Below are 22937 nucleotides of genomic sequence, written 5' to 3'. Positions count from 1 at the left end.
TTCAATTATGGAAATAAAAATTTTAGGAACAGGATGCTCAAATTGTAAGAAACTTGAAGCAAATGCCAGGAAGGCTGCTAAAGAGTTCAACGGAGATGTTAAAATTACAAAGGTAGAGGATATTAAGGATATTATGAAATATGGAGTTATGAGAACACCTGCCATAGTTATCAATGAAAAGGTTAGAATGGTTGGAAGGGTTTCAAGTGTTGATGAAATTAAAAAATATATTAACGATGAAAAATAAAAATAAACTATGTTAAAACTGGACTTGACCCTATTTTAATAGGATTAAAGTCCAATATTTTAAAACAGTATATAAGCATTTAATTATAAAGTTATAATGTGAAAGGAGAGATACCATGTTTACACCAGTACAAATTTTTGCTGATTGGCTTATTTATAATGTATTTAAAATTGCTAAAGAAAGTAGAATTGGCAGTGCTTTAAATTTCTTTGTATTTGATACAATAAAGATATTTATTTTACTATTAATTATAATTTATGTAATAACTTTTATAAGAAGTTTCTTTCCACCGGAAAAAACGAAAAAGATACTTGCAAAGAGTAAAGGAAGTACATTTATTGGGCATGTTCTTGCAGCATTGCTTGGAATTGTCACACCATTTTGTTCATGTTCTGCAGTACCGCTTTTTATTGGTTTTGTTGAAGCGGGAGTACCTCTTGGAGTTACATTTTCTTTTTTGATAGCTGCACCAATGGTAAATGAAGTTGCATTAGGACTTCTTTATGGTCTGTTTGGGATAAAAATAGCTGTGATTTATGTAGTTTCTGGTGAAATAATTGCAATAGTAAGTGGTATTATAATTGGAAAATTAAAAATGGAAAAGTATGTGGAAGGATATGTTTATGAAATGCAGATGAATTCTGATTTGGAATTGCCGGATCCAACTACAAAGGAAAGATTAATTGATTCCTGGAATTTCACAAAGGATTTGATAAAGAAAATATGGCTGTATGTTATAATTGGTATTGCTATAGGTGGTTTTATACATGGATGGATTCCAGCAGGAGCACTGGCAAAGTATGCAGGAAAGAGTAATCCATTTGCAGTATTTGCAGCAGTTGTAATTGGAGTTCCATTGTATTCTAATGCTGCTGGAGTAATTCCATTAGTTAGTGAACTTACAAGGGCTGGAGTTGCAATGGGAACATCTCTAGCATTTATGATGGCTGTAACAGCACTTAGTTTACCAGAGGCAATTCTTTTAAGAAGGGTTTTAAAGCCTAAATTATTAGCAGTATTCTTTGGGGTAGCAGCACTCGGAATAGTGTTTACTGGGTATTTGTTTAATTTTGTAATAAGATAAGTTTTATAAAACAAAGAAATAGATCTGTACTATGCACATATTGACAAAATTTAAGTAAAACAATAATATAAGTATTATAATTATATAGTAATGTTCTTATATAGTTATAATACTTTCACAGTTTATAAACTGTGCGAAGCAAAGCTTCGCAAGTTAAGAATTAAGAATGAAAAATTAATAGTGAAGGATGATTTTTAGCTGTCGCAAAAAATCTTTAAATTTATATAAAGCAGCAATGTTTTGCTTTAGTAAAACGAGTGATGAAAAGCTTAATCAAAGATTTTTTGTAGTGTAACGGAAAAAAATCCACATTAACTATTAATTCTTCATTCTTAACTATTAATTAAAAATATTGCTTCACAAAGTTTTTATATTAAGTCAAAGTTTTATATGTGCGAAAGTCGAGATAGTTATACACAAAAATATGGGAGGGTATAAATGAGAGAAATAGAAAAAGCTAAAATAATATCAAAACTACTAAGAGTATTATCTAATGAAAATAGATTGGTGATAGTGTGCTATTTAATAGAAAAACCTATGACAGTAAGTGAACTTCATGAAAGAATGAGTTATTTGACTCAACCAGCTTTGTCACAACATTTATCAATACTTAAAGCTAACAGAATATTGGATTCAAATAAAAGTGGATTGACAATAACCTATTTTATTAAAGACGAAAGGATAGTTAATATAATTCAAGTATTGAAGGAAAACTATTGTAAATAAAATTTATGCTAAATGTAATTTGCATATTGACAAAAATAAAATAGCATCTTAATATAAGTATATAAGAAAGTTATTATATATTTATTAGGAGGTAACATTATGACAAAGGCATCAGAATATCATAAGAAAGGATATACCTGTGGAGAAGCTATAATCAAGGCGTATAATGAAAAGAATGGTACTAGCATTCCAATAAGCCTTGGCAGTGGTATGGGTGCAGGGTTTACTGTTGGAAGTACATGTGGAGCTGTTGGAGCTGCAGCTGTAATCATAGGTTTTATAAAGGGAAGAGAGAACGGTACAGAGAAAAATGAAGCGAGAGGGCTTACAAACGAATTAATACAAGATGTAAAACAAAAATATGGCACAGAAACATGTAAAGATTTAAAGAGGAATGGTATAGGGTGTGCAGAAATTATAGAACATACTTTTGAAGGCTTAAATCATATTTTAAATAAGTAATAGGAAAAATTTTTTTAACTATTATATTGCTATATTTAAATATAGCAATATAAATTTAACTTAAAAAATAATTTGTTATATGTAAATACAAGTTAAGATAAAAATATTAAAGGAAGGTGAATTTACTATGGTTAAGGTTACTAAGCGGGCAGTTGAAAAGTTTAATAAAATTAAGCAAAAAGATGAGAGTATAGTAAATGCAATGTTAAGGATTAGCTTTGGAGGTTATGGCTGAGGTGGCCCAAAATTACAATTAGCTCTGGATGAGTTAAAAAATAATGACGATATACTTGTTAAAGTAGAAGGCATGAGTATTGTTTATAATTTGGATCTTGAAACATATGTAAATGGATCAGTTATTGATTATTCAAATAATTGGTTTAGCCCAGGATTCACTATAAGTAGTCCAAATTCTTCTTCATGTTAAAAATATAAACAACTGTGGAATGAAGGAAGTGGTTAAATGCATAAATTTGATATTAAAAAGTTAGAGAAATTGGATAATCCAAAAAGAAGAGAGAGTATGCCTCCTGAAGAAACTTTAAAAAAGTTTAAAATAGGGGATAAAGGTACATTGATTGATATAGGTTGCGGTATAGGTTATTTTACTATACCAGCATCAAAAATTATTACTAATGGAAATGTAATTGGTGTAGATATAATGACAGAAATTATTGATATTGCAAGAGAAAAAGCAGGAGATATATCAAATATAGAATTTAAAAAGAGTGAAGAATATTCTTTTCCAGTAGAAGATAGTTCTATTGATTATGTTTTTGTATGTAATGTTGTTCATGAAATAGAAGATAAGGTAAGATTTTTCACTGAAGCAAAAAGAGTACTAAAAAATAAAGGATATGTTTATATAATTGATTGGGATAAAAGAGATATGAAAGATGGACCGCCTGCAAATGAAAGAATATCAAAAGAAGAATTAAGGAATATAGTTGAAAATTTAGATTTTACATTTTTAGCAGAAGTAAATATTAATACTGAACATTATGGATTAAAATTTAAAGTATAATGAAAAAGATCTGTTTTAGTAAAAATTATGATAGTTATATCGCTATATCTCAATATATAAATACAATATCATACATGATATTTGAATAGAAGGGAAAAATTATAGATAAGAATTTTAATAGATATAATGCAACTGCTAAGATACTTAAATTATTAGCACATTTGATTGTATATAAAAAGGTCTTTTAGATAACGGAGAATGTAATGATTGGAGGAAATATATATGAAAAAAATAGTGATAGTTGGAGGAGTAGCTGGAGGAGCATCAGCTGCTGCTAGACTCAGAAGACTTGATGAAAGTGCAGAAATAATATTGTTTGAAAAAGGTGAATATATATCTTTTGCAAATTGTGGATTACCTTACTATATTGGAGAAACTATAAAAGAGAGAGAAAAGCTGTTAGTACAAACTCCTGAGGCCATGAAGGCAAGTCTTAATATTGATGTTAGGGTAAATAGTGAAGTAATAACAGTAGATAGTAAAAGTAAAAAAGTAAAGGTTAGTAGTAAAGACAAGGGAGAGTATGAAGAAAACTATGATTATTTAATTTTATCACCTGGGGCAACTCCTATTAAACCCCCTATTCCTGGAATACAAAGTGACAAGATATTTACACTAAGAAACCTCCCTGATACAGACAAAATAAAAGAGTATGTTGATAAAGAAAATATAAAGAATGCAATTGTTATTGGTGGAGGATATATAGGAGTTGAAATGGCTGAGAATCTTAAAGAAAGAGGCTTAAATACAGCTTTAGTTGAAGCGGCACCACACATATTAGCACCTTTTGATTCAGAAATGGTAACTTTTGCAGAGAAAGAATTAGAGGATAACGGCGTAGGAATTGTATTAAATGACGGGGTTAAGGAATTTAAAGAAGATGGAACAGGAGTAAATGTAATTCTAAACAGTGGGGAAATTTTGTATGCAGATATGATTATACTTGCTATAGGAGTAAAACCGGATACTGCCTTTTTAAAGGATTCAGGAATAGAGTTTGGACCTAAAGGTCATATAATAGTAAATAATAAAATGGAAACTAAAGTGGAAGGGGTGTATGCAGTAGGAGATGCTATTGAAGTAGTTGATTTTATAAATAGAAGTAAAACTGCTATTGCACTTGCTGGACCAGCAAATAAGCAGGGAAGGATTGCAGCAGATAATATATGTGGTTTAAATTCAATTTATAAAGGAACAATGGGAACAGCAATTATTAAAGTATTTGGATTGACAGGTTCAAGCACAGGGAACAACGAGAGAACATTAAAATCAAAGAACATACCATATAAGGCTATATACCTTCATCCTAATTCAAGTGCTGGCTACTACCCAGGTGCAGCACCAATGACAATGAAGCTTATTTTCAACGATGAAGGAAAGATACTAGGAGCTCAAGCCTTTGGATATGCTGGGGTAGATAAAAGAATTGATGATATAGCTGTTACTATGAGGCTTGGTGGAACGGTTTATGATTTAACAGAATTGGAACTTGCATATGCGCCGCCTTATTCTTCAGCTAAAGATCCTGTAAATATGGCTGGATTTATTGCAGAAAACGTTTTAAGCGGCAAAGATGAAGTAATACTTTCAGAGGATATAGATAATAGAGATAAGGATAAAACACAGCTTGTTGATGTGAGGACTGAATTAGAATACAGCGGTGGCAGCATAGAAGGGTCTATAAATATATCTTCAGAAGATATAAGGGCTAGAATGAATGAACTGGATAAAAGTAAAGAAATATTAGTTTATTGTCAGGTAGGACTTAGAGGGTATATAGCTGCAAGAATTTTAAGAGCAAATGGATTTAAAGTGAAAAATCTAACAGGTGGATATAAAACCTATACTATGAGTAAGTTTAAACCAAGAGATGTTGTAATGAATAATAGTGGTGAAGGCGGTTCTATGGATTTAAGAGGGAGAAAATCTAATGTAAGTTTAGAGAGCAATTTAAATGAATATAAAGAAGCTGATGAAGCATATAAAAAAGGAGAATTTGACAAAAACCTTGATGCTTGTGGAATATGCTGCCCAGGACCTTTAATGCGTGTTAATAGTAATATACAGGATATGAAAGAAGGAGAAGTATTAAAGGTAATGGCATCAGATCAGGGATTTTATGAGGATATAAAATCTTGGTGTGAAAGAACTAATAATGACCTCCTTAGCAGAGAAAAAGATAAAGGTAATATAATAGCTTTTATAAGAAAAGGTAATAAAAAACAAGCAGTTTCAAATAATAATTCAGTTAATAATGCTACCATTGCACAGAAAGACAATAAAACATTAGTTGTGTTTAGTGGAGATTTGGATAAAGCTTTAGCGTCCTTTATAATAGCTAACGGAGCAGCGGCTATGGGTAAAAAGGTTACAATGTTTTTTACCTTCTGGGGACTTAATATTTTAAGAAAGCATGAAAAAGTTAGTGTTTCAAAGGGATTCATGGATAAGATGTTTGGCTTTATGATGCCGAGAGGAGCTAAAAGGTTAAAACTTTCCAAAATGAATATGCTTGGTATGGGTACAAAAATGATGAAAATGGTAATGAGAAATAAAAATGTTTCTTCATTGGATGAGCTAATTAAAGCAGCTATTGACAGTGGAATAGAAATAGTTGCATGTCAGATGAGTATGGATGTAATGGGACTTAAACAAGAAGAGCTAATAGATGGAGTTAAAGTAGGTGGTGTAGGATACTATCTAGGAGAAGCAGAAGACTCTAACGTTAACCTATTTATATAAACAGATTTTTAAGCATCAGATGGAGTTAAAAACTCCATCTGATGCTTATTAACAAACCTTTTAGTGTTTCAGCATATAAGAAGATTTTATTCTTCATGAAAAATTGTTATCCAGTGATGTAACTGCTCAGAGATATACTTGAAAAAGTTGGAATATTAAAATGGTTAGTTATCGGATAAAATATGAAAGTAGAATTGAAAATTAATTATGGATTGAAATAAGTGTGGGACGTAATTGTATTGCAATAGTATATAACAAAATATGGAGGTTAAAAGTAATGAATAATATTATTTTATTTATTGTTATAGGTTGTATTGCAGGTATTTTAAGTGGGTTATTTGGTATAGGTGGCGGAATTATAATAGTACCTGCATTAATTTATCTATGTGGATTCACCCAGTTAAAAGCCCAGGGCACATCTCTTGCAATTTTATTACCTCCAGTAGGCATACTTGCATTTATAGACTATTACAAAGAAGGTCATGTTGATGTTCAAGCAGGAATATTAATATGTATATTTTTAGTTATAGGGTCAGTTTTAGGTGCTAAAATGTCTCATGTCATACCAGTAGATACTATGAGAAAATTATTTGGAATTTTAATGATGTTAATAGCTGTTAAATTAATTTTTAGTAAATAAAAATTAATTCAATAAATATTTTGTGAATGAGAGGAATAAAGGAGAATGTTGCATTATTTCTATAAATGATATAAAATTTTCAGGTAAAGACATATGATGGTGTAGTAAATTTAATTTATAAATTTTTAAGAGGTGTTGTATATATTGAAAGAAACTAAAGATAATACATATTTAAAAACAAATGAGGCAAGTAAAATTGCAGGTGTAGGAAAGGAAGATGAACTTGAGAATTTTTCTTATGAAGATGAAGACGAGATAATAAAATCTGAATTAAAAAAAGAACTTAAAAGTTGGAAGCCTATTGAAGAAGATTTTTCACTGGAATATCATTTAAATAGACTAACAAAAGCTGAATTGCTGAATATAGCAAGAAATCTCTATATAAATAAAATTTCAAGTCTAAAGAAAGAGGAACTAAAAAATAGAATATTAGAATTATACGAGGAAAAGGTACATTTCCTTATAGAAAATATAGATGTTGAAAGATTTGAATTCTTAATTGATCTTGCAAGAAAAAAATTTTGTAAAGTTCGATATACAAATATACAAATAAATGATATTGGTTATTTTAGGGATATGGCATTTCTTTTTACGGGAATACTAAATGGAGAATATGTCATTATTATGCCAGAAGAATTGCAAAAAATAGTTTTAAATAAAGATAACAAAAGTTTGAGAGATAGAATGGAAAATAACGGACAAGTTATAAAACTATTTTGGGGAATGTGCAATTATTATGGTGTTATTCATATTGATGATTTTAAGCAATTGATAAAAAAATATATTGATTTTGATTTATCAAGCATGGATCTTAAAGTTGTACTAGAAAATGGAGCAGCTTATTATAATGAATTTGAGTATAATGGAAATATAGGTAATGATGCTTTAGTTGATAATGTGGATGCTATATTTTTAAAGCAGCATAAAAGAATTGATCTGGATTTTTATCCTTTCAAAAAAGAAGAATTGTTGGCAGCAGCAAGAGCAGATTTTCAGGATAAAACAAAAGCATATAAGAGATTTTTTAGTTTTTTAATAAATAATTTTGATATAGATGTTGATGTAGCAGAAGATTTAATATTTTCCTTAGAGGCAGATATTAAAAATAATGAAAAAATTTCTGAGGCTATTTCAGATTTCTTAAGTAACTTTCAGCTTTCAAATGTTAATGAATCAAGTTTTATTGGAAGTGAAGTTATTAAATTTGCTAATAATATAAGGCAGTGGATTATAAAAGGATATACTCCAGCGGAACTTAGTTCCTCTACTGTAGTTAATAAAAAAAAGATAGGAAGAAATGATCCTTGTCCTTGTGGAAGTGGAAAGAAGTATAAAAAATGTTGTGGTAGAGGATAAAATCTTCAAATAAGAGGATCTATACCTGCTATTTTAGCTATAATGGCAGGTATTAGTACTTATTTAAGTGATTTATTGGTTTCATTTTTAAATATCTACATAAAGCTTTAACAGTTTCATCTAAAATACGATTCCTGTCAATTGAGCTTTTATAAAGAGAAACATCGTCTACTACAGAATTTATAATAAGTGATGTAACTATGGCGGCAGCTTCATAGTCATCTATATCAATGTATTCCTTATATAATTTTATAGAATAGAGTGCGGCATCTTGTACCTTTTTTCTTTGTTCATCTGAAAGTGCTGCAACTTCTGGATCATAATAGTAAAGTGTTTTTACTTCTCTTTGAAAATCCACAGACTTATCATGAATATCTATAAGTATTAACATGAATTCACGGAAACATTCTTCTGGTGATTTAAAAATCATCATTTTATTCATAAATTCATCTCGAAGTTTATCAAATTGTGCCTGATATTTTTTAAGAATATCTAAAAAAATAGTATGCTTATCTTTAAAGTAAGAATAAAGACATCCTATTGAAACACCAGCCTCAGCTGCTATTTCTGAGGTTGTTGTCTTGTAATATCCATTTTTACAAATTAGTTTATAGCCGGCCTTAAGTATTTTATCTTTTTTTTCTATACTTCTTTTTTGCTGGGGTTCTCTTACTTTACGTTCATTTATCATGTTATCACATCCCTTATATCAACATTTTAAAGAAATAATAATAGGTTGTCAATAAAAAATATGAATAAAAGTTCTTATTTATATATTGACTTATGGATAAACTTGGCGTAATATAATGAGCATAAACAAGAATAAATATTCACATTCTGATTTGGAGGCTATAAATATGAATTCAGTGAAGAGTAAAACAGGAATAAGTACAGTAATTATAATTATGCTTGGTACATTTATATCTAGTTTTGATATAAATGTTGTAAATACCGCTCTGCCAATTATGCAGTCGTATTTTCATACCAGCATGTCATCTATACAATGGATAATAGTAGGCTATTTAATGGTGCTTGGTGCAACACAACTTACATTTGGAAGACTTTCTGATATGTTTGGTCATAAGAAAATTTATGTAGCTGGTTTAATGTTATTTACAATAAGTTCTCTTTTTTGTGCACTATCAACGTCTATTGTCATGTTGATTGTTTTTAGAATTACTCAAGCAATTGGAGCCTCTATGATTTCTTCCAGTGGAAGTCCAATTATAATTGATGCAGTAGACCCTAAAAATAGGGGAAAATCCTTAGGAATGATAGCTATTTCTGTAGCTGTAGCTGTTTGTACAGGCCCGGCATTAGGAGGACTTATGGCTTCTAGGGCAGGCTGGAGCAGTATATTTTTTATAAATGTTCCAATTGGTATAGTTGTTTCTATATTAGCTATTAAAGTTATTAAAAATGATGATACAAGAAGAAATGAGGTTCAGTTTGATTTTGCAGGGAGTATATTAATTATTGCTGCCATCTTCTTAATGTTACTTCCATTAAACCTTTTGAGTAAGTCTTATTTTAATATTGGAAGTATTGTTTCTCTTTTAGGAGGTATTTTTGTACTCATATTATTTATTGCATTTGAGAAGAAATCTAAGCATCCAATACTTAATATGGAGCTTTTTGAAAATAAAGTTTTTACAAGAAGTACTTTTGCAGCTATGTTTTTTTACATGGGAGAATTTATTTTAGTTTTTCTAGCTCCTTACTATTTGCAAAAGATGAGAATGCTTACTCCTTTTATGTCTGGAGTAATGATGTTACCTATGTCAATAGCTATGATTATAGCAGCTCCTTTAAGTGGTGCAATCTCAGATAATTTTGATAGTCGATATATAGGATGTATTGGACTTGCAGTAATGTCATTAGCTACCTTATTCATTGGAGGATTTAATGCTTCAACGCCAATTTGGATGTTAACTGTAGTTTTCTTTATATATGGTTTTGGGGGAGGACTTTTTCAAACTCCCAATACTAGTGCAGTAATGGGAAGTGTAACTGCAGATAGAAGGGGAGTTGCATCGGCAGCTCTTGGTACAATGAGAACTTTTGGAATGATGTCAGGGGAGGCAATTTCCGCAGCACTTATTGCTTTTAGCATGAATAAGTCAGCATCTGCATTTATATCAAAGGGGTTGAAAAGTACATTGCTGTGGCAGGCAGAATTTAGATTTGCAGCTAAGGTTACATGTATTGTGGCAGCAATATGTGTTATAGCAGCAATAGTATTGTCATTTGTGCGTGGAAAGTCTGCAGCACCATGTGAAGATGCTGCAGTTAATGTAGTAAAATAGGGCTGTTATACTAAAAAATTTGTATACAACATATTGCAGAATTTATTTTTAGTACGACAACCCCAGTTGTATAACTATTTAAGTACTTTAACCCAAATATTCATGTTTTCAAATCCCCCGCATATATTGCAGTTATTTATTAGTTTACCTCTAAAGTTATAGTTGTGTTTGCTTAATACAAAATTGATGCTGGGATTTATTGCTCTAGAAAGGCTATATAGACTAATAAATCCCATTTTCTTAAGATCTAATTCTAAAAAATAAATTATATTTGATAATATGCCTTTACCTCTGTAATCAGGATAAGTAGCACAATCAGTCATTTCTGCATTTAAGTTTTTTTTATCTAAATCTGCCGATGCTGCTCCGACTATTTTTCCATTGTCCACAGCGACCTTGTATAAAACTTTTTTATTCATAGTTTGTTTTAAATATTCTTTGTCACATACAGGTGATGGGTACGTAATGAATATGCTAGAAAATAAAGCTATTAATTCATCTATATCATTTTCTGTAGCATTTCTTATATTGTATTTAAAGATATTTTCTTTAAATACAAAGTTATTTTTAACATTTAAACTTTGTAGTAAAAATAGATTCTCTTTCTCTTCATTTTTATAGTTTTTTCTGTTATCTGTTATGAAATATGACATACAAAAGGCGTCTTTACCTTTAAAGAAAGCGTCAATTTTACCTTCTAGTTGGAATCCAGAATTAAAAAGAGTTTTGTAGGAATTAATATCACAATTGCAAATAATTTTGCTTAAATGGTGATTTGAAGCAAAATGTATTATCTGTTTTACGCTTTGCAGTGATATATTATTAAAATTAATTATTTTTACACGATTATTAGTATGATCAACATATATATCATTTTCATCTATTTTGGTATGGTAATCATAATCAGATTTAGGTCTATTTATGAGCACTATTTATTTCCCTCCTTCTCATTCTAAAATTATCTTTTGGAATTAAGCAAGTTTTTTCATTTCTAAAAAGTTTTTCCAGCCCTTTAGACTCATAATTTTTAAATTTATCACATATTCCGCAATGTTTACATTTATGGGATTTATCAGAAGGCTCCGTGTAGGTGCACAATACTCCTTCATAGTTTCTAAGAATTAGTTTGTCAGGTGATTGAGAAACTACATATTGAGGATTAATAGGTATTTTACCGCCTCCTCCAGGGGCATCAATTACAAAAGTGGGAACTGCAAATCCAGAAGTATGTCCACGTAATAATTCCATAATTTCGATACCAGCGGATACAGGTGTTCTAAAATGTTCTATTCCTTCAGATAAATCGCATTGATATATATAATAAGGTCTTATTCTATTAGCTACTAATTTTTGTACAAGGCTTTTCATAATGTATGGGCAGTCATTTATATTTTTTAGAAGTACAGATTGATTTCCAAGAGGAATTCCAGCGTCAGCAAGCATATTACAAGCTAATATTGAGTCCTTGGTTATTTCATTTGGATGATTAAATTGTGTATTAATCCAAACTGGATGATATTTTTTTATAATATTGCATAGTTTAGAAGTTATCCTTTGAGGCATAACAACAGGAACTCTTGTACCAATTCTTATCACTTCAATGTGATCTATTTTACTTAATTCTTTTAATATAAATTCTAATTTTTCATCTGAAACACATAGTGCGTCTCCACCAGATATTAATACATCACGTACTTCTTTATGAGCTTTTATATATTTGAAAGCTCTTATCAAATTACTGGTTGACAAAGTTTTATCAGTATGTCCTGCAAAACGTCTTCTTGTACAATGTCTGCAGTACATAGAACATTGTTGGGTAATAAGTAGAAGGACTCTGTCTGGATATCTATGTGTCAATCCTGGAACTGGTGAATCAAGAGTTTCATGTAATGGATCATTGCTGTCACATTTAGAAATTTCTGTCTCATAAATTGTCGGAATTGCCTGTCTTCTAATTGGACAATTATAGTCATTAGGGTCAATTAATGTAGCATAATAGGGTGTTATTGCCATTCGTAATTTCTTCAGACTTGCTTGTACACCATCTTTCTCTTGATTAGTAAGATTTACAACTTGTTCTAATTCTTCTAATGTCGTAATTCTATTAGAAATTTGCCATTCCCAACTGTTCCATTCGTCTGGGGAAGTATTTCTCCATAATGGTATGTCTTTATAGTTTCTTTGCAAGTTAAAAAACTCCTTTCAAAAGTTCGTGATTTGTAAGATGATGCTTAATCACTGCAAAAAATAATAAGTTGCAGAGAAGTAAAATGCAACTTATTAAATCTACTAATTATATTTATAGTAAAAAAAGTACAAAATATATATTATATATTGAAACTTCCCTTCAATGATTACGAGATTAGCTGACGGATTCGGATCGAAGAAATTAACCCTACCTATCACGTGGATAAGATTCACCCCAAAAATTGGTTCTCCCGCTCAAAGTGATTAAGCATTATCAATATTTTAAATTATGTATATAAGTATATCATAGTAACATATATATGTCAATGTATATATGTTACTATACTAAATTCAAATATATACTAAATTAAATATATTTTTTACTGGAATAGTTTTAGATTTGAAATTATAATTATAGATGGAATTATAGTATTATATATTTGAAAAATTAATTTTAATCATAAAATACTAATACTGAAGTGTAATAAATAAATTAATTAAAGATCATATATGGAGGTTGTTTTGATGAATAGGGAGCTTGTTTCTAAAGAGTATATTGTATCTAGAATGGAGGAGTTGATATCAAAAAATGAAGGCCCTTTTAGTATTGTAATTGCAGATATTGACAATTTTAAAAATATAAATAATTTATATGGAAATGATATTGCAGATAAAGTAATAGAAAAGCTTATATTAATTTTAAATAATAATTTGTTACCTGAAGATAGTATTTATAGACATGGTGATGAATTTAATATATTACTTGCAAAACAAGGTGCTGAAAGGGGATTTATGCAATTAGAGGAAATAAGGAGGTATTTATCAGATAATACATTTGACATAAGTGATAATATGAAAACAGAAGATATTTATTTTACTTTAAGCTTTGGAATTGCAAGTTATCCAAGAGATGCTAAGAATGTAGTTGAACTTTTTAGAGTAGCAGATAGTGCTTTGTTTAGGGCTAAAGAACTGGGCAAAAATAGAATATGTCTTTCTGAAGCAGAAAGTATGGTTTTAAAGTCTAACTATTTTACAAAAACACAACTTGATAGACTTTCTAGACTTTCTAAGTCAACAGATAGAACTGAAGCATTTCTTTTAAGAGAGGCTCTTGATGATTTGTTTAAAAAATATAGTAAATAATGTTTGTTATAAAAATAAAAGGCGTTTTATTTTATAATAGGATGGCATAGGTATTAAAATTAATATAAGAACAGCAGTTAATTACTTTTGCTGCTGTCCTTATATTAGAATATCAGTTATAGTATAAAGTATTTCTTTAGTTTATTTACTTTAAAGCAAACTTAACAGCAGAAACAGCATGGATTGTTGTTGTATCAAATATTGGAATATCTACGTCTTTTTGTTGTATCAAAAGAGGTATTTCGGTACAGCCAAGAACTATTCCTTCAGCACCATTTAAATGCAGCTTGTTTATTATTTGCTTATACTTTTCTTTTGATGAATTTTTTATTACACCTTTACATAATTCATTGTATATGATTTGGTGAATAACTTCTCTATCATCTTCATCTGGAATACTTACGTTTATATTGAATTTATCTTTCAAAACTTTTTTATAAAAATCCTCTTCCATAGTAAATTTTGTTCCAAGGAGTCCTACAGTTTTTATATGTTTTTCAATTATTTTTTTACCTGTAGCTTCTGCTATATGTAAAACCTTGATTCCAGCTTTGCTTTCTATATCAGGAGCTAGTTTATGCATTGTATTAGTACATATTATGATAAAATCAGCACCGCCTTTTTTAAGACTTTGAGCAGCATTAACCATTATATTTGATAATTCCTTCCACTTATTTTGATGTTGAAGAATTTCTATTTCATTAAAGTCTACTGAATATAATATACATTCAGCTGAATGAAGTCCTCCTAAAGTCTTCTTAACAGTTTCATTTATAATTCTGTAATATTCCAAAGTGGATTCAAAACTCATACCGCCTATTAAACCAATTTTTTTCAATTTAAACATCTCCTTTAAATTATTTCAGATATACTAAGTTGCAATAACTTTATACCTTTTATGATTTCTTCATTTTTAGGATAAGTAAAATTTAACCTTATAAAATTACCTTTTTCATCTTTTTTAGTGTAGAAGGAGTTTCCAGTGACATAATTTACTCCATTTTTTAAAGATTTTTTTAAAAGTGACTTTAAGCAAATATTATCTGGAAGCTTACACCAAATGTAAAAGCCACCTTCAGGTTTAAAAAACTTTATACTTTTAATATTGATTGTAAGTTCTTCAGACATCAAATCTCTTTTTAGAGAATAGCTTTTTCTTATTTTTTTAACATGCTTTTTATAATAGCCCTGTCTTAAAAATTCACATATAATATGCTGGCTTAAGGTATTTACATGTAAATCAGTAAGCTGCTTAAACAAACTCAGTTTATTTATTACTCTTTCTGGAGCAGCGATCCAGCCCACTCTTAAACCAAGAGAAATTACTTTTGAGAAGGTGCTTAAATATATTACATAACCACTTTTATCTAATGCTTTTAAAGGTGGCAGATAATTACCTTCGTATCTGAGTTCACCATAGGGATCGTCTTCAATTATGGGAATTCCATATTTTTCTGAAATTTTAATGAGATCATATCTTCTTTCAAGACTCATAGTGATTCCTGTTGGATTTTGAAAATTTGGTATGGTATAAATAAATTTTGGGTTAAATTCCTTAATTAAATATTCTAGTACATCAACTCTCATGCCGTATTTATCCATAGGAATACTTATGATTCTAGCACCTAGTGTCTGAAGAAGTTGGATAGCTCCAAAAAACGTTGGGTTTTCCACTAATATTACATCATTATAATTTACAAAAGTTCTTACAACTAAATCCAATCCCTGCTGAGAACCAGAAGTAACAATTATGTCGCTTGTAGATATTCTAACTTCTCTATTTAACATAAGTTTTTTGATTTCATTTTTTAAATCTTTGTTTCCAGATACGGGACTTTGAAAAAACATGTTCTTTGCTTCATTTTTTAATAAATCAATTTGTATTTTCTGAAATTCCAATTGAGGAAATAGATCTGGTGATGGCATACCGCCGCCAAAGGAAATCATTTTGCTATTGATATCAGTATTCATAATTTTACTTATTGTATTATCAAAATTATTATTTGAACTTTTGCTGTATATTTCATCCCAAAACAAGCACTTTTTATGATCATTTTCTTCATGGCTGTCATAAAAGCTAATATAAGTGCCTCTTCTAGCATTTGAATCAATGAGACCTTTTTCTTTAAGCTTGCCATAGGCCTTAATTACTGTACTTCTATTAACTTTTAATGTATTTGCAAGTTGTCTTTCAGATGGTAATGTGTAGTTTTCAGGAAGTATTTTGGAATAAATCATATTTTTTATTTGATTTTCAATTTGAACGTATAAAGCAATTTTACTTTTTCTATTTATTTTAATTTCCATATAATCACTCACTTAGCTAAGGTTGTTCTTAAGCTTATTATATCAACTTGGGCGTATTTCAAAAACATCCAGTTTAAATATTTATAATACCATCCAGACTTCGTTGACAAATAAACTATCATATTATAAAATGAATTATATATTCAGTTTTACATTGGCGGAGGATAAAATGGCTCAAATAAAAAAAGACAAAATTAGGCAGGCAATTGAAGGTTCAGCGATAGATATATTTCTGGAAAAAGGGTATCTGAATACAAAAATGAAGGACATCTCTGAAAAGGCGAATATATCAGTAGGAAATATTTATATTTATTTTAAAAACAAAGAAAATTTATTTTATACTGTTTTACCACAATCTTTTGTAGATGCTTTTAGAAATTATAATTCTAATATATTTCCAATATTAACAAAAGCCTTTTTTAATAATGAACAAGATTTAGAAAAGTATATTCCAAATCATAAACAGGTAGAGGATTTAATAGCGAATCGTAAAAGATTATTGATATTGTTAAGGTGCAGTAAGGGTACAAAATATGAAAATTTGAAAGAAGAGATATTAGAAAATGTAATACAGCGGGAATGTAGTTATCTGCAAAAATATAATTTTGCAGATAACTGTAGGACAACTCAAAATTATAAAGTAATAAGAATGGTGTTTTACAATATGCTTAATATGCTGCTGGATTCCCTAGAAGGTGATATGAATGGGGATGAACGAAGAAATGTGGTAAGATTTGCGTTTAAATACAATTATGATGGATTTAAAAGATTACTTACAGAATACACTAAGTAAAATTGTGAATGGGAAAAGTGTAGAATTACATTGAAAAAGGAGTAAAAACTTTATGATGAATGTAAATAGTGAAAAGTGTATAGGATGCGGACAATGTGTTAAAGATTGTTTTGCAAGAGACATAGAGATAATAAATGGTAAAGCTAAAATTAATAATATTACTTGCATAAAGTGCGGGCACTGTATTGCAGTGTGTCCTAAAAATGCAGTATCAACAGACGAATATAACATGGAAGATGTAAAACAATATAATAAAGAAGACTTTTCCATAGATGCTGATACTTTATTAAATTTCATCAAGTTCAGGAGAACTATAAGGCAGTTTAAAGACAAAGAAGTAGAAGAGGAAAAACTGCTTAAAATTATAGAAGCTGGAAGGTTTACGCAAACAGCAAGTAATATGCAGGATGTATCTTACATAGTTGTAAGAGATGGAATACAGGATTTAAGAAAATTAATAATTGAAAGTTTAAATCAAAGTGGAGAAAAAATACTTAAAGATACAAATGAGAAAAATATACTTTATCAAAGATATGCTAAAATATGGATTGATATGTATAAGGAATATAAAGAAAACCCTAAAAATGATAGATTGTTTTTTAATGCTCCAGTAGTAATAGTTGTTACGGCAAGACAGGAAGTAAATGGAGCTTTAGCGTCTTCAAATATGGAGCTTATGATTAATTCTTTAGGACTTGGAACGTTGTTTAGCGGTTTTTCTGCTGTGGCTGCCCAAATGGATGAAAAAATAAGTAAGTTTCTTGGAGTTAAGAAAGGAAGAAAGGTTGTAACTTTCATGATAGTTGGATATCCTAATGTGAAATATTTAAGAACTGTACCAAGGAGAAAAGCAGATATGCGATGGAAGTAAATATTACAAATTACAAAGTGGTATATTGTAGGGCTTCAAAGAAGCCCTCTGTTACAAAGCAGATACCATGCATTTATTAAAAATGTTCATTTTTTCTATACGATTAAATGCTTCATTCATTTTTTCGGTATTTACTGTCATGGCAAGTCGTATGTATCCTTCACCACATTTACCGAAAGCATTGCCAGGAAGTACGAGAACATGAGCCTCATTTAGCATTTTATCTGCTACTTCTTTTGAACTAAGCCCTGTAGCTTTTATATTGACAAAAAGGTAAATACTACCCCGTGGTTTTAAAACCGACATATTTGGAATTGAACAAATCCTATCATATGCGTAAAAAATCCTCTTTTTATATTCGCAAGCAATCTGAGGTTGTATTTTATCTCTGTTTTTAAGTGCATGAATTGCAGCACGTTGGGATATTGAAGGTGAGGCAAATACATTATTTTCATTTATATTTTTAGCAGTTTGAATGATAAATGAAGGTGCAATAAGGTAGCCTATTCTCCATCCTGTCATGGCATAGTTTTTGGAGAAACTGCCAATTGTAATTGTACGCTCACGCATTTTTTCAAGAGTAGTAATTGGAATAAATGGTTCTTCGTAGCTAAATAGTGTGTAAATATCATCCGCAATTATGATTAAATCATATTTAATAGCAATTTCTGCAATTGCTTTAAGTGTTTCCTTTTTAAAACATGTTCCTGAAGGGTTGTTTGGTGTATTTATTATTATTGCTTTTGTTCTATTAGTAATTAAGTTTTCTAATCTTTTGGAATTTACTTGAAATCCTTCTTCTTCAAAGGTTTCAAGATGTACAGGAATACCTCTAGCTAGTTTTATTTGCTGTGGATATGGAGTAAAATAAGGATCATGTATTATGACTTCATCTCCATCATCGAGAATGGCCTCTAGAGCCAGCCACATTGCATGACATCCACTTGTGGTGATCATGCATTCATCACTTTTAACGTTATAATCATATTTATCTAAGTAAAATTTGCGTATTTCTTTACGAAGTTCTGGATCACCTAAAGAGTCTGTATAGTGTGTATGACCATTCATGGCATCTTCAAATGCTTTTTTTATTATAATTTCGCTAGTTGTAATATCAGGATCTCCGAGACTGAAATCAATAATATCATCAAATTTTTTTAAAAGATCATTACTTTCACCCATTGGAGTGGATATACTATTCCAATACCTTTTAGATAAAAATTTATTTTTCATGCTAAATTATCTCCTTATAATGAAAATTGCTTCTGAAACGGTGTTTCAAAAACTATTATAGCATGTCTCAAAATATTTTCAATAAATATTCAACAATGTTTATAAATATTCAATAATAAATTGACGTAACTTATAGATAATATTATTATATTAACATAGTGTAATAGAGGAGGGAGTCCCTTTTGACTAATAATTCACAAAATTATGATAGTATTTCTATGGTTGATAGAGCAATTCAAATTATAAATGAAATATATAAATCGGAGGTTCCTATTGGTGTTTCTGAAATATCTTCTAATCTTGACTTACCCAAAGCAACAGTATATAGAATTTTAAATACCCTTTTTCAAAATTCTATTATAGAAAAAGATAAAAATGGAAAATATGGTTTAGGATTAATCTTTATTCAGTATAGTGAAAAAGTGAAATCCAAAGTTGACTTGAATTTGATTGCAAAACCTTTTATGGTAGATCTCTCTGCAAAAACTGGAGAATCTACAAATTTGGGAATATTAGATGAGGATAATGTAGTGACAATTTCCAGTGTAAATGGAGAAAGCTCAGTACTTGTTTCAAGATTAATACCTGTATCTCCTCTGCATTGTTCATCTATGGGAAAGATATTTCTTAGTTATCAGAATGACGAAATGATTAAAGCTTATTTTAAAAGGCATAATCAAAAAAGAACAATAAACACTATATCAAATTATGAGGATTTTTTGTTAGAAAGAAAGAAGATAATAGCAGAGCAAGTTTCTTACGATATAGAAGAGTATGAGTATGGTTTAGGATGTATTTCTGCACCCATATATAATAGTAAAGGAAAGATTGCAGCAGGAATAAGTGTTTCAGGACCTATCAGCCGCATGAGGTTTAAAGGTATAAAGTGTATTGAAAATGAGTTAAAAAATATAGCAAATAGGATCAGTGAAAAAGTGAAAGTACTAGGAATTAATATTACATATTAGGGTGGTTGTGAAGTAGTTATGGAAAAAGCGGATATTAATCAGTATTTAAGAAGTATAGAGCTTAGGAGAGATAAGGTAAAATCTTTTTCAACATACCCATTTTGTTTACCAGTTATAAAAAGTTTATCCAGTTTAAAGTTTCATCCTAAGGTTACGTTTATTGTAGGAGAAAATGGAACTGGTAAATCTACAATTCTTGAGGCAATTGCTGTTTTATTTGGATTTAATGCTGAAGGGGGAACTAAAAATTTTAATTTTGCAACCTGTGACACTCATTCGGAATTATATAATTATATTAGATTGATTAAGGGTATTAGGGTTCCGAAGGATGGATTTTTTTTAAGGGCAGAAAGTTTTTATAATCTTGCAACAAATATTGATGATCTTGAAAAACAAACTCCGGGACTCTTACCCTATTATGGTGGACGTTCATTACATAGACAGTCTCATGGAGAGTCTTTTTTTTCAGTATTTATAAATAGATTTAGTGGAAAGGGATTGTACATATTAGATGAACCGGAAGCAGCACTATCTCCATCCAGGCAGATGGCTATGATTTCAAAGATGCATGAACTTATAGAGAAAGATTCACAGTTTATCATAGCAACTCATTCTCCAATTATAATGGCATACCCTGACGCAGTTATATATGAGATAAAGGACTCTATTAGAAAAGTTGGATATCAAGAAACAGAACATTATCAAGTGATGAAGAGTTTTTTAAATAATACGGATAAGATGATGGACATACTTATAAATGACAAGTGAGGTAAAGTGACTATAATAAAAATCACTTGGGCAGTAGAATAAAAAGTTCTTATTGACTCAAGTGATTTATTTTTAAATAGAAAATAAGGTACAGCTACTTTTCAAAAACAAGATTTTTAGAGTTACTTGTAATCCAAGGATTTTTTATATTAGTATCGAATGTTATATTTTTAAATGTGCTGTTACTAAGATAATTTATATTAGCAGGCTTTGTATTTTTAAATGATATGTTTGTAAAATTTATTTTGTCATCATAGGAATCTTTTAGTCCGGATACAAATATAGCATTACCTTTTGAGCCGTCTATGCTACAATTGATAACGGAAATATCTTTAAATTGTGGTAGATTTAAAGCTGGTTTAAAGTCTTGAGCTTTATTTGAATCAGAATAATTTGAGGTGAAAGTAAAAGGTTCACCTTCGCCGTCAGTAATGTTTTTGAGCGCAGAATCACGAAAAGTGATATTTTTTGCACCACCACCTGTTTGAGGTGTTGTTTTACATCTGAGCCCTGCACCTGTGCCATTTAACACGTTGTCCTCGGCAAGAACATTTTCTATCCAAGCGGATGTATTACTTCCGGCTACTATAGCACCATGACCGTGGACAAAGTAATTATCAAATATCCATACGTTGTCTACTGGTTTGCGTGTTTTTTCATCTTCTGTACCTTTTCCAGCTGTAAAATTTATATCGTCGTCACCAGTATCAAATACACTATTTAATACGATTAAACCATTTGAATCAAAATCGATACCATCTGCGTTATTACAATCAAAAGTTTTAACAAGAGCACCGTTTAAAACTGTGTTATTGCATTGGCTTGTTACAATAGTGTGCTGTGAAGGATTTTCAAAAGAAAGACCGTCACCTAAATATACATTATCTATATGGCTAATTGAAACGAGATTTGATCTCGTAGAATAGGCCTTAGTATCAGAAAGTCCATTATTTTTTGCTAACTTAAATTGATTGGCTGCAAGGATACCATTTTCTGAAACTGTTTTTAAGCTGCTTTTTAAAGAATTTGGGAATCCAGTGAGAGCATCAGCGTTACCCTGTTTCCATCCGTTTCCGTCGATTGTGCCGCTTCCAATTATTTTTAAATCTTTGCTGCTATTAGTGCCAATAGCATTGATAAGAGCATTATTTTTATTGGTATCTTTCGATGTAGCGTCAGTTTTTATATAATCCTCCGGGTTATCTGAACCGATAAGAGTTCCATCCACTTTGAAAATAATACCAGGTTTCAACCAAAGTGCACCTGACTTAAAAGTCTTTCCTGATGGAAGAAGCACTTCTGAACCACTAGTAGAAGCATCAATAGCAGCTTGAATAGATTTTGTATCAAGGACTTGTCCATCACCAATAGCTCCATATTTAGTTATATCAAATATTTTTGGTACTTCGGTTGTAGTTTTAGTAATGGTATTGCTGTCCTTTGATTCAGTTCCCTTAGTATTAACAGATCTAACAGTAAATTTATAAGTGGTATTTGGTTTAAGTCCTGTAACGGTATAAGTATGCTGACTTATTTTTACTGCTGAATTATTACTAGGATCTTTATAAAAATTATCAATCAATGATTTGGACTTGGATGATGTATTATTTGTATTACCTATGTATTTTCCGTTCAAATAAATGTTATAGTTAGTAATGTCTTTGTAATTGTCTGGCTTGTGCCAGGCTAAAGTAATGCTATTATCATTATAAGCTAAAGCTGGTACTATTAAATTTTTAGGTACTGATGAATCTTTAATAGTTTCATTACTTATATTTTTAGAATTTACACTGTTGCATCCTATAAATAACGAACCGACAACTATTAATCCTGATAATAAGCTTAGTAATCTAATATTTGTAGTTTTATTCATTAGATCATCTCCTTGTAGCTTAATAGTATTTTATATATTATTTTAATAGCTAATTATTAAAATAATATATAAGAGTTATTATATTTTAATGAATAAAGCTGTAATGCTGTGAAAATTTTAGTAAGTATAATTTAATTAATTCATATTTTTTCATACATTTTTTAAAATTGAAGATAATATGTATGAGAGGAGGAATTATTGTGG

At 29.8% G+C, this 22937-nt stretch carries 22 protein-coding genes and 1 riboswitch; of the genes, 15 read left to right on the top strand and 7 right to left on the bottom strand.

The features are described from left to right. Positions 1-7 precede the first annotated feature (7 nt). The 9 genes from B5S50_RS04665 (at position 8) to B5S50_RS04630 (ending at position 8281) form a co-directional block, all read left to right on the top strand. On the top strand, positions 8-247 hold the full coding sequence (locus tag B5S50_RS04665) for a thioredoxin family protein (protein ID WP_217303239.1): 240 nt from the start codon (positions 8-10) through the stop codon (positions 245-247). Positions 248-362: 115 nt separating this feature from the next. Then, positions 363-1331: a permease gene (locus B5S50_RS04660; RefSeq protein ID WP_217303238.1), complete on the top strand. Its 969-nt coding sequence runs from the start codon at positions 363-365 to the stop codon at positions 1329-1331. A 438-nt stretch (positions 1332-1769) separates the two neighbouring features. Beyond that, positions 1770-2057, top strand: coding sequence for a helix-turn-helix transcriptional regulator (locus B5S50_RS04655; protein ID WP_065079605.1), 288 nt, complete (start codon positions 1770-1772; stop codon positions 2055-2057). A 99-nt stretch (positions 2058-2156) separates the two neighbouring features. Beyond that, entirely contained in the window at positions 2157-2519 is a 363-nt protein-coding gene (locus B5S50_RS04650; RefSeq protein ID WP_065079604.1) for a C-GCAxxG-C-C family (seleno)protein, read from the top strand. A 127-nt stretch (positions 2520-2646) separates the two neighbouring features. After that, positions 2647-2946, top strand: coding sequence for an iron-sulfur cluster biosynthesis family protein (locus B5S50_RS21925; RefSeq protein WP_338030893.1), 300 nt, complete (start codon positions 2647-2649; stop codon positions 2944-2946). 36 nt (positions 2947-2982) lie between these two features. Continuing rightward, complete coding sequence (locus tag B5S50_RS04645; RefSeq protein WP_065079603.1) at positions 2983-3543, top strand: class I SAM-dependent methyltransferase; 561 nt, start codon at positions 2983-2985, stop codon at positions 3541-3543. Positions 3544-3765: 222 nt separating this feature from the next. Further along, positions 3766-6285 carry a CoA-disulfide reductase gene (locus tag B5S50_RS04640; protein WP_217303237.1) on the top strand — a complete coding sequence of 840 codons (2520 nt, stop codon included), beginning with the start codon at positions 3766-3768 and terminating at the stop codon, positions 6283-6285. A 277-nt stretch (positions 6286-6562) separates the two neighbouring features. Continuing rightward, positions 6563-6925, top strand: a complete 363-nt coding sequence (locus B5S50_RS04635) for a sulfite exporter TauE/SafE family protein (RefSeq protein WP_065079601.1) — start codon at positions 6563-6565, stop codon at positions 6923-6925. A gap of 144 nt (positions 6926-7069) precedes the next feature. Next, on the top strand, positions 7070-8281 hold the full coding sequence (locus B5S50_RS04630) for an SEC-C metal-binding domain-containing protein (RefSeq protein ID WP_217303236.1): 1212 nt from the start codon (positions 7070-7072) through the stop codon (positions 8279-8281). Positions 8282-8333: 52 nt separating this feature from the next. On the opposite strand, the gene B5S50_RS04625 is transcribed toward B5S50_RS04630, so the two are convergent. Further along, complete coding sequence (locus B5S50_RS04625; RefSeq protein ID WP_217303235.1) at positions 8334-8972, bottom strand: TetR/AcrR family transcriptional regulator; 639 nt, start codon at positions 8970-8972, stop codon at positions 8334-8336. A 166-nt stretch (positions 8973-9138) separates the two neighbouring features. On the opposite strand from B5S50_RS04625, the gene B5S50_RS04620 reads away from it, so the two are divergent. Then, positions 9139-10587 carry an MFS transporter gene (locus tag B5S50_RS04620; RefSeq protein WP_217303234.1) on the top strand — a complete coding sequence of 483 codons (1449 nt, stop codon included), beginning with the start codon at positions 9139-9141 and terminating at the stop codon, positions 10585-10587. A gap of 74 nt (positions 10588-10661) precedes the next feature. Here the strand turns inward: B5S50_RS04620 and ablB are convergent, their stop codons facing one another. Beyond that, the gene (ablB, locus tag B5S50_RS04615; protein ID WP_217303233.1) at positions 10662-11516 is read right to left on the bottom strand and encodes a putative beta-lysine N-acetyltransferase; all 855 of its coding nucleotides are present in this window, start codon (positions 11514-11516) and stop codon (positions 10662-10664) included. Continuing rightward, complete coding sequence (ablA, locus tag B5S50_RS04610) at positions 11503-12774, bottom strand: lysine 2,3-aminomutase (RefSeq protein ID WP_217303232.1); 1272 nt, start codon at positions 12772-12774, stop codon at positions 11503-11505. Before ablA ends, ablB begins: the two co-directional genes overlap by 14 nt. 149 nt (positions 12775-12923) lie before the next feature. Beyond that, positions 12924-13055, bottom strand: a riboswitch (cyclic di-AMP (ydaO/yuaA leader). 244 nt (positions 13056-13299) lie between these two features. Here ablA and B5S50_RS04605 point away from each other — a divergent pair. Further along, the gene (locus B5S50_RS04605; RefSeq protein ID WP_217303231.1) at positions 13300-13920 is read left to right on the top strand and encodes a GGDEF domain-containing protein; all 621 of its coding nucleotides are present in this window, start codon (positions 13300-13302) and stop codon (positions 13918-13920) included. 145 nt (positions 13921-14065) lie between these two features. Here B5S50_RS04605 and B5S50_RS04600 read toward each other — a convergent pair whose 3' ends face one another. Both B5S50_RS04600 and B5S50_RS04595 read right to left on the bottom strand, forming a co-directional pair. Beyond that, on the bottom strand, positions 14066-14758 hold the full coding sequence (locus tag B5S50_RS04600; RefSeq protein WP_217303230.1) for an aspartate/glutamate racemase family protein: 693 nt from the start codon (positions 14756-14758) through the stop codon (positions 14066-14068). A gap of 14 nt (positions 14759-14772) precedes the next feature. Continuing rightward, positions 14773-16227 (bottom strand): PLP-dependent aminotransferase family protein, encoded by a 1455-nt coding sequence (locus tag B5S50_RS04595; protein ID WP_217303229.1) that lies wholly within the window; start codon positions 16225-16227, stop codon positions 14773-14775. Between the two features lie 169 nt (positions 16228-16396). Here B5S50_RS04595 and B5S50_RS04590 point away from each other — a divergent pair, with 169 nt between their 5' ends. Next, the gene (locus tag B5S50_RS04590) at positions 16397-17020 is read left to right on the top strand and encodes a TetR/AcrR family transcriptional regulator (protein ID WP_217303228.1); all 624 of its coding nucleotides are present in this window, start codon (positions 16397-16399) and stop codon (positions 17018-17020) included. Positions 17021-17072: 52 nt separating this feature from the next. Then, complete coding sequence (locus B5S50_RS04585; protein WP_217303227.1) at positions 17073-17891, top strand: nitroreductase family protein; 819 nt, start codon at positions 17073-17075, stop codon at positions 17889-17891. A gap of 51 nt (positions 17892-17942) precedes the next feature. On the opposite strand, the gene B5S50_RS04580 is transcribed toward B5S50_RS04585, so the two are convergent. Beyond that, positions 17943-19124, bottom strand: coding sequence for a pyridoxal phosphate-dependent aminotransferase (locus tag B5S50_RS04580; RefSeq protein WP_217303226.1), 1182 nt, complete (start codon positions 19122-19124; stop codon positions 17943-17945). A 182-nt stretch (positions 19125-19306) separates the two neighbouring features. Between B5S50_RS04580 and B5S50_RS04575 the strand changes: the two genes are divergently transcribed. Together B5S50_RS04575 and B5S50_RS04570 are read left to right on the top strand one after the other, a co-directional pair. Further along, a complete protein-coding gene (locus B5S50_RS04575) occupies positions 19307-20092 on the top strand; it encodes an IclR family transcriptional regulator (RefSeq protein ID WP_217303225.1) in 786 nt (261 codons plus the stop codon). An 18-nt stretch (positions 20093-20110) separates the two neighbouring features. After that, the gene (locus tag B5S50_RS04570) at positions 20111-20860 is read left to right on the top strand and encodes an AAA family ATPase (RefSeq protein WP_217303224.1); all 750 of its coding nucleotides are present in this window, start codon (positions 20111-20113) and stop codon (positions 20858-20860) included. A gap of 94 nt (positions 20861-20954) precedes the next feature. On the opposite strand, the gene B5S50_RS04565 is transcribed toward B5S50_RS04570, so the two are convergent. After that, positions 20955-22733 (bottom strand): glycosyl hydrolase family 28 protein, encoded by a 1779-nt coding sequence (locus tag B5S50_RS04565; RefSeq protein WP_217303223.1) that lies wholly within the window; start codon positions 22731-22733, stop codon positions 20955-20957. Positions 22734-22937: the final 204 nt, after the last annotated feature.

It is taken from the genome of Clostridium sp. 001, from assembly GCF_019056555.1.
Classification (GTDB): domain Bacteria; phylum Bacillota; class Clostridia; order Clostridiales; family Clostridiaceae; genus Clostridium_B; species Clostridium_B ragsdalei.
The sequence above is the reverse complement of the archived record's forward strand: the minus strand, read 5'-3'. Positions and strand labels throughout refer to the sequence as shown.

What these genes read in the sequence shown, in the direction of transcription:
- B5S50_RS04665 (WP_217303239.1), top strand. Translation starts at nt 8, where the DNA reads ATGGAAATAAAAATTTTAGGAACAGGATGCTCAAATTGTAAGAAACTT.
- B5S50_RS04660 (WP_217303238.1), top strand. Translation starts at nt 363, where the DNA reads ATGTTTACACCAGTACAAATTTTTGCTGATTGGCTTATTTATAATGTA.
- B5S50_RS04655 (WP_065079605.1), top strand. Translation starts at nt 1,770, where the DNA reads ATGAGAGAAATAGAAAAAGCTAAAATAATATCAAAACTACTAAGAGTA.
- B5S50_RS04650 (WP_065079604.1), top strand. Translation starts at nt 2,157, where the DNA reads ATGACAAAGGCATCAGAATATCATAAGAAAGGATATACCTGTGGAGAA.
- B5S50_RS04645 (WP_065079603.1), top strand. Translation starts at nt 2,983, where the DNA reads ATGCATAAATTTGATATTAAAAAGTTAGAGAAATTGGATAATCCAAAA.
- B5S50_RS04640 (WP_217303237.1), top strand. Translation starts at nt 3,766, where the DNA reads ATGAAAAAAATAGTGATAGTTGGAGGAGTAGCTGGAGGAGCATCAGCT.
- B5S50_RS04635 (WP_065079601.1), top strand. Translation starts at nt 6,563, where the DNA reads ATGAATAATATTATTTTATTTATTGTTATAGGTTGTATTGCAGGTATT.
- B5S50_RS04625 (WP_217303235.1), bottom strand. Translation starts at nt 8,972, where the DNA reads ATGATAAATGAACGTAAAGTAAGAGAACCCCAGCAAAAAAGAAGTATA.
- B5S50_RS04620 (WP_217303234.1), top strand. Translation starts at nt 9,139, where the DNA reads ATGAATTCAGTGAAGAGTAAAACAGGAATAAGTACAGTAATTATAATT.
- B5S50_RS04605 (WP_217303231.1), top strand. Translation starts at nt 13,300, where the DNA reads ATGAATAGGGAGCTTGTTTCTAAAGAGTATATTGTATCTAGAATGGAG.
- B5S50_RS04595 (WP_217303229.1), bottom strand. Translation starts at nt 16,227, where the DNA reads ATGGAAATTAAAATAAATAGAAAAAGTAAAATTGCTTTATACGTTCAA.
- B5S50_RS04590 (WP_217303228.1), top strand. Translation starts at nt 16,397, where the DNA reads ATGGCTCAAATAAAAAAAGACAAAATTAGGCAGGCAATTGAAGGTTCA.
- B5S50_RS04585 (WP_217303227.1), top strand. Translation starts at nt 17,073, where the DNA reads ATGATGAATGTAAATAGTGAAAAGTGTATAGGATGCGGACAATGTGTT.
- B5S50_RS04580 (WP_217303226.1), bottom strand. Translation starts at nt 19,124, where the DNA reads ATGAAAAATAAATTTTTATCTAAAAGGTATTGGAATAGTATATCCACT.
- B5S50_RS04570 (WP_217303224.1), top strand. Translation starts at nt 20,111, where the DNA reads ATGGAAAAAGCGGATATTAATCAGTATTTAAGAAGTATAGAGCTTAGG.
- B5S50_RS04565 (WP_217303223.1), bottom strand. Translation starts at nt 22,733, where the DNA reads ATGAATAAAACTACAAATATTAGATTACTAAGCTTATTATCAGGATTA.